Raw genomic sequence first — 15865 nt, 5'->3', positions numbered from 1 at the left:
GTCCGGGGCTTCCGGCCAGAGACCTTCGCGGGCAGGGAAGGCCATTTTGCCTGCTCCATGACGGGGTCTGAGTTGAATTTCCGACAAATTAAGGGTAACATTAGCACATAAATGGAAAACAACGATATCTCGGCGCGAAAACCCGGTCGCCGGCAGCGGGTTATCGATGACCTGCGGGCGGTGATAAAATCCCTTGGGCTTGTTTTCGGTGACATCGGCACAAGCCCCATCTATACCCTTACCATTATCTTCCTCCTCCTGAAACCCACCGTCGATAACGTTATGGGTGTACTTTCCCTTATAATATGGACCCTTGTGATCCTGGTCTCCGTCGAGTACGCATGGCTCGCCATGAGCCTCGGCGAAAAAGGCGAGGGAGGGACGATCATTCTCCGGGGCAAACTGATCCGTCTCTTGAGGTCAGGGAGAGGGGCGGTCTTTGTCACCATACTCGCCTTCATCGGCATATCCCTGCTTGTCGGCGACGGCGTCATCACTCCCGCAATAAGCATCCTCAGCGCCGTCGAAGGCATCCTCCTTATTCCCGGATTCCAGGAGACGAGGCAGACCACCCTCATCCTGATAGCGGGGGCGATCGCCATAGTGCTCTTCGGATTTCAGAGGAAGGGCACGGAAAAGGTCGCCGGGGCATTCGGGCCCCTCATGCTCTTGTGGTTCATGGCCCTTGCCATTTCCGGCGTGGTATCCATCATCCAGTTCCCCTCCGTTTGGAAGGCTATCAACCCCTGGTATGCCGTCACGTTCCTTTACAAGAACGGGGTCGCAGGGTTCTTTGTATTGTCCGAGGTGATCCTCTGTGCCACGGGAGCAGAAACCCTCTATGCCGATATGGGGCACCTGGGGAGAAAACCCATCATCCGGGCATGGTATTTCGTCTTTTTTGCCCTTCTCCTCAACTACCTCGGACAGGGCGCTTTCATATTGAACAACCCCGCTCAATCGACGACCATCCTTTTCGGCATGATGTTCCACCAATCTCTCCTGCTCTACATACCCTTTCTCGTCCTCAGCATACTGGCAACCATCATCGCATCCCAGGCGATAATCAGCGGCATGTTCTCCATTGTCTACCAGGGCATCAATACACGGCTGATGCCCATGTTCAGGGTAGAATATACGTCACCGGAGCTGAGGTCCCAAGTATATATAGGTTTCGTCAACTGGTTCCTGCTCCTCTCGGTGCTCTTCATCATGTTCGAGTTCAGGGAATCCAAGCAGCTAGCGGCCGCATACGGCCTTGCAGTGACCGGCGACATGACGATAACGGGAATTCTCATTACCTCCATATTCTGGCTGCGAAAGGAGTACGGGAAAGCCCTGATAGCCTTTCTCGTGACACTTGTCGACGTCACCTTCCTGGTCTCCAACGTATATAAGATCCCTCACGGCGGCTACTGGTCCCTGATCATCGCTGCCGTTCCCCTTGCCATGATCCTCATCTACACAGCCGGCCAGAGAAAACTCTACCGGAACATCCGCCCTCTCAGACTGGACATCTTCCTCCACAGCTACAACGAGGTATATCAGGCCGTCAACAGGATAAAAGGAACCGCGCTCTTCTTTGCCCGCAATTCCCACAGGATCCCCGCCTATATCGTGCACACCATGTTCATGAACAATATAATCTACGAGGAGAATATCCTCGTCTCCATCGTCACCCTCGACGAACCCTTCGGACTGAAGAGCTGCTTCAAAGAGGACCTTGCCCCGGGCTTGAGGTCATTTGAAATACAAATGGGGTACATGGAGGTGGTCGATATAGGCCTGATATTGGAGGACGCCGGGATCACGAATGAAAAGGGGATATTCTATGGATTGGAAGAGATCTACACGCGAAACTTTTTGTGGAAAATGTTCTCCATAATGAAAAAACTGGCCCTGCCCTTCGTCCAGTTCCACGATCTCCCCTCCAACAAACTCCACGGCGTCACCACAAGGATAGAGATATAGCAGACTATATAATTCGCTTCTCAAGCGGGGATGGTCCGTCCCACGGGACAGGTATATCCGTGAAAAGACGGTTTCACGTTGTTCTTGCTTGAAACCTGAAACCATCTTTTCCCCTTTGAACCTCTATTGTGCTACAATGCCTGTATCAGCGCATACCTGAGAAGGGGGTTATAATGAAGATTCCGGAATACATTACGAAGGCAGAGGTTCAGAAGTTTTGCAAGGCACTGAAGATCAGGGACTGGACGAAGCTGAAGACGGCGAAGATATTGCCGAAGGAGGCGAAGGCCGTCCTCACAGCCGTCAATGACACGAAGATGAAGATAGACCCCGCGGAGTTTCGCAGAGGGCTCGAGGTGGAACTTGAACACGGAATAACATTCAAGGACGCCAACGTGACGAACAACCATCCCCTCGTCACCGGCAAGATAGTCATCGCCCACCTCAAAGAATTTCTCGACTACTACAAGCTCCTGGAAGTTGCCGAACTCGAAGGCGACCTCCACAAGGCGATTATGGCCGGTGACACGAAGAAGATCAAGAAGGAATACAAGAAGCTCGCGCTGGCCAAAATAGCGCTGGCCAAGACCGAAGCGGCACAGGTGAAGTAGATCCAAATCCCGAATGCTTGAAGAAAAAACAGGAGCCTGACCCACCGATGTCCATTGTAAACCTCGGGGGTCAGGCCCTTCCCTGCTGTTTTTATCTCATAATATCCTTCATCACGTTGAACGCCTCGCTGCTCGTGGGATCGAGGGAAAGCGCTTTTCGGGCCGCGTCTATCGCGTCAGGGATGGCACCGGTTTTCAGGAGAGCCCTTGCAAGGCCCAGGTAGGCCCTTGCGTTGTCGGGGTTCTCCTTGATGGCATCACTGAAGAGCTTTACCGCATCGCGGACCTCTCCTTTCATGAAAAGGGACATCGCCACTGCCACGAGCGCGCTTGAGATCTCTTCCTTGACCTTCGCCGCCCTGGGCTCCACGGACATGAGCTCCCGCAGGTACGACAGGGAGTCTTCATAGTTGCCCTTTTTGACCTCCGCGAAGGCCGCCCCAAGAAGGGCGTCTATGAGGATATCAACGATCTGACCCTTGAAATCCTGCGGCGAAAGCCGGTATGCCGCCCGCAGGGAAGGGATAGCCTTCGCGAAGTTCTTCATGCTGAGGTACGTTCTGCCGAGGTAGAGCTGTGCCTCGTAGTAATCCGGCTCGGCCGCCGTCGCCTTCTCAAACAGCGGGAGAGCCTCAGTGAACTTTCCCTGGTTAAAGAGGGCAAGACCAGTCTCGAAGTCGGCGCGCACCGCCGGACTTATGAAAGCCCCTGCACAGGAAAAGAGAAAGGCGGTCAACACGACAGGAACGAAAACCTTCAAAAATACCGTATTCGTGCGCATATGATCGAGCCTCCCTTTTTCGCTCAAAGCGGGGCTACCTCTTCTTTTCCCATCCTCCGGCATCGTTCTGTATCCACCAGCCGGGCTGGGATTTTCCACGCCAGCTGTTGGCGAATATCCTCTGGATCTTGGGCAGCGAGTCCGCGCCCAGCTTGTTCGCCTTCATGATCTCACTGTAGAGAACGCTGCGATTGTTGTTCTCCTGGCCCACGAAGCGGTTGAGGTCGGCCTTTTCCTTGAGGTTCAGGCTCCCCGCGTCGCGCTGCTCCAGAAGACCCATGTTGTTCTCCCCGATGGCGCCCCTGTCAAGGAAAGGTTTGATCTGAGGGAAGTTATTCCTCATGGCCTCTTTGAGGCTCCGTATCGCCGGGGTTGAAACCTCTATGTTGATCTGGGCGTGCACTTCCCTGGGGCCGATGAACCCCCGTATGGAATCCATGATGCTGCTTTGTTTGTCGTTCTTCTTCTGCTCGAGCTGCTTTTCGTCCTTCGTGCCCCGCACGTCGTCGACGATCTCATCGGCGGCCTTCTGGATGGCTGCGGCCGGGAAGTAAATGTTCACGGTAACACAGGCGGCAAAGACTATCATGAAACCCAATGCAAGATGACGCAACTTTTTGGCCATTGTATCCTCCTTCGTCCTTTAATTCACCTTTATCGTCGGACCCGCGCCGTCCTCGTCCTTGTGGAAGATCCTGCCGACGCGTTCCTGCATGTCCTTGAAGCTTACCATATTCTGAGGGTCCCTGTTCACCACGTCGATGCCCCTCAAGAAGGCGCGCCTGATGAGGTATTCCTTCCCTCCTTCGACGATCTTACCCCTGATGTTGAAATTATCGTTCTCCAGCGTGCACCGTATGCCGATCCTGCTGTAGGGATATTCCTTGAAGAACTTGTTGAGCCCGCTCTTGAGCACCGCCCCTATCCCGCCGGAGCCCGTACCGAGGATCGATATGTTCTCGATGGCATCCACAGAGACCTTCCTGGACACCCCCCATTTCTTTACCGTATCGAGGTCGAAAATGAAACGGGAAGGCTGACCGTATTCGATGACGAGATTTTTCACGGAACCTTCGATGATGCCCGTTATCTTACCGACCTTGATCGTATCCGTTATCTTCCCGAGATCGATATCTCTGAAGAGGATGTCTCCGCCTATTTTTCTCGACGACGCAAAGAGGTCCTTCACGTACACGTCCACCGCTTCTATCCTGCCGCCGAATATGTCGATGACCGTCTTCCCCTGCGTCACCACTTCCCCGTTCTGATAGGCAACGCTGGGAAAGCGGGCCTTGACGGTGCCGGGAAAGGTAAGACCCGTCGCCTCGCTGAGCAGCCGGGGGAAATCTATGCCTTCAACCAGGGCTCCGAACACGAGCCTCGGCGACGGCCCGAGGATGTCCTTCGCCGCAAGGCCCCTTATGCGGACGGCTCCGCCATAAAAAGGCAGGCTGATGATCCCTGTTGCCGCCACGTCGCTGCCGTAAGCCATGAAAGGTATCTTCAGCTCCGGCAGGCTGTAGCTCCCCTTCGTGAAACCGGTGATGGTGATCATACCCAACCGTCCCCCCTGGGCGGGAACGACCGTCCCCCCTGCCGCAGTCAGGTCAAAGGGCACATCCATGTCGACGGCCGCGACGCCCAGCGAAGCTCCCGGAAGCTTCAAAGACCCCGTCGACAGCTTCACACTGCCCTTTGTCGCCAGCTTGTTGTCCGTCGATGTAACGGATATATCGGCGTCGAGTTTCCCGTCAGCCTCAATGCCCTCCAGCGCCGGCGCCGTCTGCGCCAGATAATCGGCGGCAAAAACGGACACTATCCTTTTCACCGCGACATCCTGCGCAGTCAGATGAAAACCCCATTGCCCCGTTCCGAAGAAACCGTCGTAGGCATATCGTCCCGTGTTGAAGAGATCGCAGGTCCCCTTGATACGCGAGCCCGTCTTGCGGCTTACGGTCACATCCGTTTTCGAGGTGAGTTTTGAGGGCTCCTTCTTGAGGTCCTTGTAATACTTTCCCCAAAGATATTCTCCCGAAGACATCTGGGACGATATCTTCATGGAGGCGTCCTTGTCATCTCCCCGGGGAAAGCTGAAATTGAGAATGACGGAACCCGTGATGCCCTGGGCGGCCTTTGAGCCGTCGGGAGAGGAGAACCCTCCCTTCTTCACATCCATGGTGACACTCCCCGAAAGGGAGGGGGACTTCCCGCCAAGACTGCCCTCCATCCGGGCCTTCAAGGAACCCGACCCCTCGATGGACCACTTCTTCGCCTCTTCCTGGCCCAGGAAGGATCTTGCCATGCTGAAAAGACTGGAGAAATTGAGCTCCCGCGTTTCGAGGACGGCGCTGAAGGGCATAGCCCCCTTGAGGGTCATCCGTCCCGTGCCCTTCACGGTGCCCACGCCCGGCATGGTCACCTGCAGGCTGTCCGATGAGATAAGCCCGGACCTGGCGGTGTAAGAGGCGTTCATCGCAAGCTGTCCCTTCCTGAGTTCGGCCTTTCTCCCGTCCATTGCAAGGGTCAGCGCCTCGATGAGTGCGGCGGCCCTCGAGATGATGATGCGGTCCTTCTCGAAAAGAACGGGGAGGGTGAATTTCATTCCCTGCAGTGCCACATCCCCCGCCGAACCTTCATCTATGTCGATGTCGACGGCCCCCTTCCCGAGCATGTCGGGAAGGATCCCCGTCAGGTCGAGCCTGCCTTTGCACCTGCCCGTCGCCTTCATCTTCGATCCGCCCGGCCCGTCGATGACGACAGCACTTGTGAAGGAAAGCGCCCCGCCGCCCTCCGGCGAGAAATCCTTCACGGTGAGATCGATCTTCTTAAGGGTGACGGTTCCGGGAGAACCTTTGAAGAAGAGGGTGAATTCGCCGTTCTCCATGGTCAGAAGATGCACGGGCGGTATTTTCCGGATGAAGGACAGGTCCGTCTCGGTCTCTTTCTTGTCGCCAAGGCGGATGCGTATCTTCGGGTCCTTGAGAAGGACCCGCTCGACGTTGCCCTTAAAGGCGGCCCCCGGGCTCGATGAAACACTCACGCGGGAACTGGTGAAGAGGAAGTTGCCCCTTCGCGTATCGGCAACACTGAACCCTTTCAGGTCCGCCCTCAGGGGATAGAAGGAAAAGGATTCCGCCTCCATGTCATAACCGAAAAGGGGCCCGCTCACCATGGCGGCGGACCGCACGAGAAGAGGGGTCCTGGCCAGAAGGACAAGCCCCGCCGCAAAAAGTGCGATCAGAATGACAACGCTAAGAACAAGCCTCTTCTTCGTCACGGATCTCCTGAGTTCATTATAGCACGTAAACTCGCTGGAAGTCCCGGCCAGATTATGGTCTGTCCTCAGTCATCTCAGCCTGTCGCTTTGGCAACCACCACGACCTTATCGCTTGTCGTCTGGATCTCGTTGTCAAAAGTGTACCGTCCGCGTTTCGATTTCGCCTTGAATTTGCCCGTTACTTTGATGATATCCCCGTTGCGGGCTGCCGGATGTCCCGGACCAAAGACGTTTATGACCTTCTTCTTGTCCTTGGGATCGAAGAAACTGATAAGCATCCACGGGTTGCCGCTGCGGTCCTTCTTCTTGCGGACAATAAATGCATAACCGGTCACGGTCACGGTCTTCTGATCATATTGAGAAGGATTGGACAGGATCTCCGCCACACTGACCTCTTTGGACAGGACCTGCGCATCCGTCTTTACAGCGGTGGTCAAAAGAGCCACCGCCGCACAGAACACTACCAACCCGAAAATCAAAGCCTTTTTCATGGACTGCTCCCCTTTCTTAATTTGATTTCTTATCCTATATCCCGTTACAGGAAAAGAGTCAACAGAACAGGTGGTGGATCGCCGTCCATCGCGTCTCTTCTTGTTTTTCTCCCCTCCTTCCGCTATGGTATGTGAAAGAAAGAGGCGGGTCATGATCGCACCCCTTGTATTCGCTCTTATCGTCACGGGATTTTCGGGAATCGTCGCGCAGACGGTCCTTATCAGGGAGAGCCTCATCATCTACGGTGGGAACGAGCTTTCCATCGGCCTCACCATTGGCTCCTGGATCTTATGGGAAGCTCTCGGCGCCTGCATCGGCGGCCGGTGGCCGCGCCGGGTCTCACGGGTACCGCAGGCTTTCATCGCCGCCAACCTCGTCTTCAGCCTCGCTTTCCCGGCGGGTGTCTACTGCATCCGCACCCTCAAGGTCATCTTGGGCCTTCCGCCGGAGGTCTCCATGGGGATCGCGGGGATATTCTTCGCGTCCATGGCTATCTTCCTTCCCGTAGGCCTTCTCCACGGTCTTTCTTTCACGGCATCGTGCCGGGTCTACGAGAGCCTGAAACAAGCGCGAGGGCAGGCGGCGGGCAGGGTCTATTTCTACGAGATGCTCGGGACCATTGCCGGCGGGATACTGGTAAGTTATGTCCTCATCACCTGGCTCCATTCGTTCCGGATAGCCGCCCTCATCCTCATCCTCATACCCCTTGCCTGCCTGGTGATGGCCGTCTCAGCGGCGCCTGCCCACAGGAGGCTCCTTGCCGGCCTCAGCCTTGCCGCGGCCCTGGGCTGGACCTTGTTCCTGGCGCTTGGCCTTGACGACCGGCTGCAGTCGCGGTCCATCACCGTGCAGTGGCACGGCCGCGAGGTGGTTTCTTACGAAAATTCGCACTATCAGAATATTGCCGTTACACGGGCAATGGACCAGTATACCTTTTTCACCGACGGCCTGCCGGCGGCCACCATGCCCGTGCCCGACATAACCCGCGTCGAGGAGATCGTCCACATCCCGCTCCTTGCTCATGGGGCGCCGCGGGATATCCTCATCATTCATGGCGGAGCCGGCGGCGTGATCGGAGAGGTCCTGAAGTACCCCACGGTACGGCGTGTCGATTACGTGGAGATCGACCCGGCGTACCTCTCCGCCATAACCCGCCATCCCTCGGGCCTCGTACGGTCGGAGCTTGGCGATTGCCGCGTCGAGCTGCACTACGCCGACGGCAGGGGGTTTGTTAAAAGGGCACACCCGACGCGGCGGTATGATGTCGTCCTTCTGGGGCTTTCCGCGCCCGGAACGCTGCAGGCTAACAGGTTCTTCACCGTGGAATTCTTCCGGGAGGCGCGGCGCATCCTCGCCGACGAAGGCATCCTCGTCTTTACCGTTCCCGGCTCGCTTACCTATTACGGCAGTGAGCTAAGGGATATTAACATGTCCGCCATGGCCACGGCCCGAAGCGTCTTCGACCGCGTCGCCGTCGTGCCGGGGGAAGAGAATATCTTTCTCGTCTCCCCGTCCGCAAAGACCATCAACCTTTCGGCGCAGCAGCTGGAAGGCAGGTTGAGGGGTTATGGCATCACCACGCGACTCATCTCACTGCCCCATCTGATCTACCGTCTCGATGCGGAAAAAATGGAATGGTTCCTCTCTGCGATCGGGCCGTCCCGGGCAGAGGCGAACCACGATCTTACCCCAAAGGGCCTCTATTACAACATTGCCTTTGCCAATGCCCTTCACTCGCCCTCGATGAAAGGTCTTTTCGCGACGGCCGAGCGCCGGGGCGTACCCGCCCTCCTCGTCGTGCTGGCTGCCTTTGCCGCAGGGGCGTTCCTCCTGAAAGGCAGGTACCCGACAATGCCCGTTCTCTTCGTCATCTCCACGACGGGTTTTGTCGTCATGCTCCTCGAACTGTCGCTCATTTTCGTCTTTCAGGTGTTGTACGGGTATGTCTTTCATGAGATCGGCATGCTCATCACCATGCTCATGGCCGGCATGGCAGCAGGCAGCATGGCTGTGGCCCGACGCGCCACGGCGGATGCAAAGGTATCGAGGACCCTCATGGCGGCAGAGGCCGCGCTGACGCTTTTGTGCCTTCTTCTCCTTCTGATATTTACCATTGTGGGCCAGGCCGAAATGGGTGGTGGTCTGTTGGGCCGCCCCCTCTTCTTTGCCCTCCTGTTTATCTCGGGGCTCCTTGCCGGAATGGAATTCCCTCTTGCCGCGGCGCTCCACGATGAGGAAAGACCCCTCAAGGGATCGGTGGGGCCCGTTTACGCCAGCGACCTGATAGGCGGCTTCATCGGAGGAATAACGGGAGGTTTCTTTCTCTTTCCCCTCATGGGTCTCGTTAACAGCTGTCTTCTTTTGGCCGCCGTAAAGGTCTGCGGGCTTCTTCTGCTGTTATCGGGAAAGAGAAAGTAGTATAATAGCAAGAAATTCGGGGGCATTTTACACTTTAACGTCATGACGGTGCCACGATGAAAAGAAGAGATTTCCTGAAGGTCGCGGCGTTCTCGCCTTTTATCGTCTCCGGGACTGCCCGGGCTGTGACCGAGGGGTCCCGGCCGGCCTTCCACGAGGCGCTTTATTATAGAAAAGCCCGCTCGGGGAAGAGTGTTGACTGCCTTCTATGCCCCCGCCGCTGCTCTCTTCCCGAGGATGCGACGGGTTTTTGCAGAGCCCGCAAGAACATTGCCGGCAAGCTCTATTCCCTCGGCTACGCTTCGCCGTGTGCGGTGCATATCGACCCCGTGGAAAAGAAACCTTTCTTCAACGTCCTCCCCAGAACGCTCTCCTTTTCCGTGGCAAGCGCCGGCTGCAACTTCAGGTGCAAGTTCTGTCAGAACTGGCAGATCTCCCAGGTATCGCCCCTTGAGACGGTCAATATCACGCTGTCACCTCAAGACCTCGTCGCCGCCGCCATCCGAAAAGGCTGCAAGAGCATCGCCTACACCTACACGGAACCCACGAACTTTTACGAATATATGTTCGACACGGCGAGGTTAGCCCGCAAGCAGGGTATCCTCAACGTTTCCCATTCCAACGGCTATATCAACCCCGGGCCCCTGAAGGCGCTGAGCAGGCACATGGATGCCGTGAACATCGATCTCAAGGGCTTCAGCAGCTCCTTTTACGGCAAGCTCTGCGAGGGAGAACTGGAGCCCGTGCTCGCCACCATAAAGACGCTCAAGCGCTCCGGGGTGTGGGTGGAGATCACCAACCTCGTCATACATGGCTACAACGATGACGAAAAGATGATAAAGGGTATGTGCGAATGGATCGCCGCGAATGCCGGGACAGACGTACCCGTCCATTTTTCCCGCTTCCACCCCATGTATAAACTGACGGGGGTTTCTCCCACGTCCGTCAAGACGCTGGAGGGCGCCCGGCAAACAGCCATAGAAGCGGGGCTCGCGTTCGTCTATATCGGGAATGTCCCGGGCCATCCCGGCGAGAACACCTATTGTCCGAAATGCAAGAAACTCCTCATTCAGAGATCGGGGTACAATGTCTTGAGCATGAGCCTCAAGAACGGCACGTGTCCCTCTTGCGGGACAAGGATCGGAGGGATATGGACAACATGAGAACACGGCGTGGGAAAAGGGCCCTTTTCGGCGGCGCCTTGATGGCGGCGCTCATCATCGGCGTTCTCCTTCTGCATGGGCATGGGGTTGATGCACAATCGGTCGCGGCGGTGAAAAAACCTGTCTTTGCAGGCTCCTTTTATCCCGCAGACACGCTGTCCCTGCAGACCATGATTGATGGCTATCTCGGGGAAGCGCACAAGGATGGCGATGTGCCGCCGGGGGTATTTGCCGTCGTCGCTCCCCATGCGGGGTACATCTATTCAGGAAAGACTGCGGCTTATTCATACAATGCCGTGAGGGGAAAGGGCATACGGACGGTGGTCCTTCTCGGCTCGAGCCATCGCAGCTCCTTTGCGGGCATAGCTCTCTACCCGTCGGGCAGCTGGGAAACACCCCTCGGAAAGGTGCCCGTTGACGCCGCCATGGGCCGGAAAATGGCGTCTCTCTGCGGCGCCGTCAAGAGTCTTCCCGGCGCTTTCGACGAAGAGCATTCCCTTGAGGTACAGCTCCCCTTCCTCCAGCGGACGCTTAAGAGTTTTAAGATCGTCCCGCTTCTGACGGGGGTCATGGAAAGGCGGGATATCGAGGCCCTCGCCAACGCCCTCACGACGGTCCTGAAACAACACAAGGGAAAAGTGCTTCTTCTTGTCTCCTCTGACATGTCCCACTACCATTCCTATGAGGAAGCCGTCAGGATCGACTCGTCGACGCTGCGGCTCATGGCCGACCTCAACCCGGATGGGCTCCTCGAAGGCCTGTCGAAGAAAGAGAACGAGCTATGCGGTGCGCCGGCAGTCGTTGCCGCCATGATGGCCGCAGTAAAGATGGGCGGACAGGCACAGCCTCTTCACTATACAAATTCGGGGAATACAGCGGGAGACAGGCACAGGGTTGTTGGCTACGGTTCCGTGGCCTTCTGGCAGCCTGAGAGCAAGGAAGACTCACCCCTTACGGGGGCCGAAAAGAAGCGGCTTCTTGCCATCGCCCGGAAGACCCTCAAGGAATACGTGTCATCGAGGACCGTCCCCGGCATCGAGGTCACAGAACCGGCACTCCACGAAAGAAGGGGCGTCTTTGTGACGCTCACCATTCGCGGACGGCTGCGGGGATGCATCGGCTACATCAAGCCTGTCGCGCCTCTTTACAGGTCGGTGATGGATATGACCGTCGCGGCATCGTCGAAGGACATGAGGTTCCGGGCCGTTGCCATGGACGAACTCAAGGACATACACATCGAGGTCTCCGTGCTTTCGCCCCTTAAATTGGTCAATTCCGTGGATGAGATCAAGGTGGGCATCCATGGTCTGTATATCGTAAAGGGCGGCAGAGCGGGCCTTCTGTTGCCGCAGGTTGCCACTCAGTATAAATGGGGCCGGGAGGAATTCCTGCAAAACACCTGCGCAAAGGCCGGCCTGCCGGAAGATTCGTGGAAGGACAAGGAGACAAGGATATACATTTTTTCGGCGCAGATATTCTCAGAATAGCGGATGTTTCATTCACTGCGCATACCGGGGGGCAAGGATGAGGATCAGTTTTGTTGTACCAACGGCAGACATCGTCAATGAAGAGCGGGACCGCTTTCTCACTCATGCCACGGGGGGCTGCTGGCATGACAGCGATGCCGGAAGCCCTGTCACGGTGTTTGCCCTCAAGGGTTATATCTGCACAAAATGCGGCATGTTCTACACTACAACGAACGATTTTTCCACTCTGGAGGACTTTCTGAGGCTCTATGAATGGGCACGCTGCGACCCGAACCTTAAGGATTTCGTCACGAAATTTCGGGCACGGGATCTGATGAGTGAGGAACAAGGGCCCGAGACAAGAAAAAGATTCGCCGACGGTCTCTACCGGATACTGTCGGCACGCGGGAGGGAAACAGAAAATGTATGACAGCAACACACTCGACAAATACGCCGATGTGCTCCTCTGGGGGCTTTTTACGGCACGGAAGCGAAGATTCAGGAAAGGCGATGTCATTTTGCTTCAGTACGATCCCGCGGCCACGGGTCTCGCGGAGATCCTTTACGGTAAGATTCTCGACCGGGGTATGTATCCCCTTCAGCGCATGGGACTCACGACAGTCATGGAACGCTCATTCTATGAAAAGGCCACCGGCCGGCATCTCGCCTGGCTGCCTCCCGGAGACAGGGAACTTTACGAGTCTATCAACGGAAGAATATTCCTGCGGGCCCCCGAATCCCTTACCCATCTCAAGGACATAGATCCCATGCGGGTAAGCAGGGTCCTCGTATCCCGAAAGGTGTTCAGAGACATCCTTGACGGGAGGGAGGAACGGGGAGCCTACGGGTGGACACTGTGCACCTATCCCACCGCCGGTCTTGCGAAACAGGCGAAGATGTCCGCCGCCGCCTATGCCGGGCAGATCGTCAAGGCCTGCTTTCTCGATGAGAAGGACCCCATCGGGAAATGGAACGCCGTTCATGCGGAGGCAACGCGCATCAAGGAATGGCTCAGCGACCTGAAGGTACGCTATTTCCGCGTGCATTCAAAAAATATCGACCTTGTCCTCACTCCCGGAGAAAAGCGCAAATGGGCAGGCATATCCGGCCACAACATCCCCAGTTTCGAGGTCTTTCTCTCGCCGGACTGGCGGGGCACGGAGGGCACCTATTACGCAAACCTGCCTTCTTTCCGGAGCGGCAACTACATCGAGGGCGTGCGACTCGTATTCAAAAAAGGGAAGGTCGTTGAGGCCGATGCGAAAAAAGGCGCCGAATTCCTGAACAAGCAGATAGCGATGGACAGGGGCGCCTCACGGGTGGGGGAATTCTCCCTTACGGACAGGCGTTTCTCCCTCATTGACCGGTTCATGGCGGACACCCTCTTCGACGAGAATTTCGGGGGCCCCGAGGGAAACTGCCACCTCGCTCTCGGTGCGTCCTACAGCGACACCTTCAGCGGCAATCCCGGCAAGCTTACAAAGGAAATGAAGCAGAAACTGGGCTTCAACGACTCGGCCCTTCACTGGGACCTCGTCAATACCGAGGCAAAGACCGTGGTTGCCCGCCTTGCGAACGGCAAGGAACTCGTCATCTACGAAAAGGGTGCCTTCTGTCTCCCTTGAGATCGAACAAACACCTTTTCTTCGTTATCGGCTGGGTGGGGATGGTGCTCTACTTCACCCAGAGATGGATATTCGGGCCCCTTATCCCCTCCCTCATGGAGGCCTTCGGCACCGACAAGACCACGCTCGGCATCGTCGGGGCGGGTTCGCTGTGGGGCTATACGTTCACTCCCATCATCGCCGGCCTCATCTCCGACAGGTTCGGGAGGAGATATGTCGTTCTCTTCGGCATGTTCGGGCTCTCGGCACTGACGGTCATATCGGGTCTTGCGCACTCCACGGGACAGCTCTTCCTTTTCCGTTTTCTGACAGGCCTCGTGGAAGGGTTCTTTTTCATTCCCATGATCGCCTTCACCATGGAGCTCTTCCCCGAGAGGCCGGGGTTCTATCTCACTTTCATGTCGTCGGGCACCTCTTTCGGCTGGTTCACGGGCCCCGCCCTTGCGGGATGGCTCCTCGACCTTACGGGAAGCTGGCGCATCCCCTTCATGGTAACGGGGATCGCGGGCATCGTCCTTGCGGCGGTGCTTCTCCTCGTGTGGCCTGAAGAAAAAAGGGAAACACACCCCGGCGGCAAGCTTTTCGACCCGTCCATACTGCAAAGGTCAAGCCTCATCATGCTTGTTCTCGTTAGCTTCGCTGCCATGTTCCAGATATCGGGCGAGTTCGGTTTTGCCATGTGGTACCCCGTCTTCCTGAAAACGGAGATAGGCATGACGTCATCGATGGCGGGTCTTGTCGCGGGCTTGTGGGGCGTGGGCCAGTTCATAGGCAGGCCGACTATGGGCCACATCTCGGACAGGCTGGGATACCGTAAGGTGGGCATTGCCGGCGGCATCGTCATGGGCCTGTGCCTTGTGTTGGTCCTCAAGGTCCAAAACCCTGTCGCCAGGGGTTTCGTAACCTTCTTCACCGGTTTTGCGGGCTGCGCCGTAATGGGGGCTCTCTGGACCTTCACGGGCCTCGCCTTCGCGCGCGCAAGGGGCCTGGCCCTCGGGGTGCTGACCACCTGGTCCTATGCCATCGCCTCCCTTTCCCCCATTGCCATCGGCTGGATCGGCGACCATTACCGCGTATCGACGGGCCTTCTCGTCATCTGCATCCCCGCGGTCTTCCTCGCCTGTGTCACCTTCGCCGCGACAAACCTCGTGAAAAGACAATGACCAAACAGGAGGCGGTAACGCAACCTTGTCCTGTTTCTTGTTTGATCAACTTGGTTATTGTCTTTTCTTTGGTTATTGAGATTTGGTAAATTGGTCATTATCTTCTCATTTGGTTCTTGTTCCATTTATGATACAATAGCTTCTATAATCCACTCCAAATTCTCTGAGAAGGAGTTTCAAACCATGGGTAAGGCAATACCGGGTGCTCTTTTGAGGATGTGGGAGTTTCTCCCCGATGACATAGGGGACGCTCTTTTGCTTGCTGTTGAAAAGAACCGTGATGCCCACAAGAACTTTCGGGGCGCATCGGTTTCCCGCTGTCCCCACTGCGGCGACTCGAACACCATGGATTGCTCCACCATAGACGCCATCGGCGACGCTACCGTGGGGTTGTGCCTTGTCTGCGGATACCTCTGGTGCCTCGAGTGCGACTCCTCCCTGATAACCGGCATCAACTGCGGCCACTGGCAGATCTGCTCCTCCTGCCCCGAAAAGAAACAGTCCTCGGGCTACTGCGGCACCCTCCCCTGGGAATGTCCCCACATCAGGGAATGGCTGAAAAAACATCATCCGGTAGTTTAAAAGCCTTTAGAGCCTTTGGAACCGGAGAGGCGAAGTGGAGAATTGTCGTCATCCCGGACTTGATCCTGGATCCAGAAATCCTTCGTATCCAAGCGGCTGCCATCTTTGATCGGGTCTTTCCATCTTCTCCGTTCCAACGGTTCCCACTGTTTTTTCTTGGAGCTTTTGACCTATGTCAATTGAGGCACAGGATGATCTGGGGTAAGATGAGAGCAAGACAGCGACTATCAATCAATAAGGAGGGGCTATGAAATTTGAAATTACCTCGAATGTTCATTGGGTAGGCAAGATCGATTGGGAGCTGCGAAAGTTTCAC

13 protein-coding genes are annotated in these 15865 nt (G+C 56.4%); 9 read left to right on the top strand and 4 right to left on the bottom strand.

From position 1 onward, the window contains the following. Positions 1-111: 111 nt before the first annotated feature. Both PHC90_06990 and PHC90_06985 read left to right on the top strand, forming a co-directional pair. Positions 112-1971, top strand: a complete 1860-nt coding sequence (locus tag PHC90_06990) for a KUP/HAK/KT family potassium transporter (GenBank protein MDD3846095.1) — start codon at positions 112-114, stop codon at positions 1969-1971. A 173-nt stretch (positions 1972-2144) separates the two neighbouring features. Continuing rightward, on the top strand, positions 2145-2582 hold the full coding sequence (locus PHC90_06985) for a hypothetical protein (GenBank protein MDD3846094.1): 438 nt from the start codon (positions 2145-2147) through the stop codon (positions 2580-2582). Between the two features lie 91 nt (positions 2583-2673). Here PHC90_06985 and PHC90_06980 read toward each other — a convergent pair whose 3' ends face one another. The 4 genes from PHC90_06980 to PHC90_06965 form a co-directional block, all read right to left on the bottom strand. Further along, positions 2674-3363: a tetratricopeptide repeat protein gene (locus PHC90_06980; GenBank protein MDD3846093.1), complete on the bottom strand. Its 690-nt coding sequence runs from the start codon at positions 3361-3363 to the stop codon at positions 2674-2676. 34 nt (positions 3364-3397) lie between these two features. Then, on the bottom strand, positions 3398-3988 hold the full coding sequence (locus tag PHC90_06975) for a DUF1318 domain-containing protein (GenBank protein MDD3846092.1): 591 nt from the start codon (positions 3986-3988) through the stop codon (positions 3398-3400). 18 nt (positions 3989-4006) lie between these two features. After that, positions 4007-6640, bottom strand: coding sequence for a hypothetical protein (locus tag PHC90_06970; protein ID MDD3846091.1), 2634 nt, complete (start codon positions 6638-6640; stop codon positions 4007-4009). A gap of 74 nt (positions 6641-6714) precedes the next feature. Further along, positions 6715-7131: a hypothetical protein gene (locus PHC90_06965; GenBank protein ID MDD3846090.1), complete on the bottom strand. Its 417-nt coding sequence runs from the start codon at positions 7129-7131 to the stop codon at positions 6715-6717. A gap of 151 nt (positions 7132-7282) precedes the next feature. On the opposite strand from PHC90_06965, the gene PHC90_06960 reads away from it, so the two are divergent. The 7 genes from PHC90_06960 (at position 7283) to PHC90_06930 (ending at position 15549) form a co-directional block, all read left to right on the top strand. Beyond that, the gene (locus tag PHC90_06960; GenBank protein ID MDD3846089.1) at positions 7283-9550 is read left to right on the top strand and encodes a fused MFS/spermidine synthase; all 2268 of its coding nucleotides are present in this window, start codon (positions 7283-7285) and stop codon (positions 9548-9550) included. A 56-nt stretch (positions 9551-9606) separates the two neighbouring features. Then, positions 9607-10713 (top strand): AmmeMemoRadiSam system radical SAM enzyme, encoded by a 1107-nt coding sequence (amrS, locus tag PHC90_06955; GenBank protein ID MDD3846088.1) that lies wholly within the window; start codon positions 9607-9609, stop codon positions 10711-10713. Further along, positions 10710-12200: an AmmeMemoRadiSam system protein B gene (amrB, locus tag PHC90_06950; GenBank protein ID MDD3846087.1), complete on the top strand. Its 1491-nt coding sequence runs from the start codon at positions 10710-10712 to the stop codon at positions 12198-12200. Before amrS ends, amrB begins: the two co-directional genes overlap by 4 nt. 37 nt (positions 12201-12237) lie before the next feature. Next, complete coding sequence (locus PHC90_06945; GenBank protein ID MDD3846086.1) at positions 12238-12609, top strand: hypothetical protein; 372 nt, start codon at positions 12238-12240, stop codon at positions 12607-12609. Continuing rightward, positions 12602-13804, top strand: a complete 1203-nt coding sequence (locus PHC90_06940) for an aminopeptidase (protein MDD3846085.1) — start codon at positions 12602-12604, stop codon at positions 13802-13804. Before PHC90_06945 ends, PHC90_06940 begins: the two co-directional genes overlap by 8 nt. Further along, entirely contained in the window at positions 13801-14967 is a 1167-nt protein-coding gene (locus PHC90_06935) for an MFS transporter (protein MDD3846084.1), read from the top strand. The genes PHC90_06940 and PHC90_06935 overlap by 4 nt, the downstream gene beginning before the upstream one ends. Positions 14968-15150: 183 nt before the next feature. Next, entirely contained in the window at positions 15151-15549 is a 399-nt protein-coding gene (locus PHC90_06930; protein ID MDD3846083.1) for a hypothetical protein, read from the top strand. Positions 15550-15865 lie beyond the last annotated feature (316 nt).

The sequence above is a fragment of the Syntrophorhabdaceae bacterium genome (assembly GCA_028698615.1).
Lineage (GTDB): Bacteria > Desulfobacterota > Syntrophorhabdia > Syntrophorhabdales > Syntrophorhabdaceae > Delta-02.
This window is presented reverse-complemented; position numbering and strand designations above follow the sequence as displayed.

Bases quoted from the DNA above. Each gene is read 5' to 3' on its own strand.
- PHC90_06990 (MDD3846095.1), top strand. From the start codon at position 112: ATGGAAAACAACGATATCTCGGCGCGAAAACCCGGTCGCCGGCAGCGG.
- PHC90_06985 (MDD3846094.1), top strand. From the start codon at position 2,145: ATGAAGATTCCGGAATACATTACGAAGGCAGAGGTTCAGAAGTTTTGC.
- PHC90_06980 (MDD3846093.1), bottom strand. From the start codon at position 3,363: ATGCGCACGAATACGGTATTTTTGAAGGTTTTCGTTCCTGTCGTGTTG.
- PHC90_06975 (MDD3846092.1), bottom strand. From the start codon at position 3,988: ATGGCCAAAAAGTTGCGTCATCTTGCATTGGGTTTCATGATAGTCTTT.
- PHC90_06965 (MDD3846090.1), bottom strand. From the start codon at position 7,131: ATGAAAAAGGCTTTGATTTTCGGGTTGGTAGTGTTCTGTGCGGCGGTG.
- PHC90_06960 (MDD3846089.1), top strand. From the start codon at position 7,283: ATGATCGCACCCCTTGTATTCGCTCTTATCGTCACGGGATTTTCGGGA.
- amrS (MDD3846088.1), top strand. From the start codon at position 9,607: ATGAAAAGAAGAGATTTCCTGAAGGTCGCGGCGTTCTCGCCTTTTATC.
- amrB (MDD3846087.1), top strand. From the start codon at position 10,710: ATGAGAACACGGCGTGGGAAAAGGGCCCTTTTCGGCGGCGCCTTGATG.
- PHC90_06945 (MDD3846086.1), top strand. From the start codon at position 12,238: ATGAGGATCAGTTTTGTTGTACCAACGGCAGACATCGTCAATGAAGAG.
- PHC90_06940 (MDD3846085.1), top strand. From the start codon at position 12,602: ATGTATGACAGCAACACACTCGACAAATACGCCGATGTGCTCCTCTGG.
- PHC90_06930 (MDD3846083.1), top strand. From the start codon at position 15,151: ATGGGTAAGGCAATACCGGGTGCTCTTTTGAGGATGTGGGAGTTTCTC.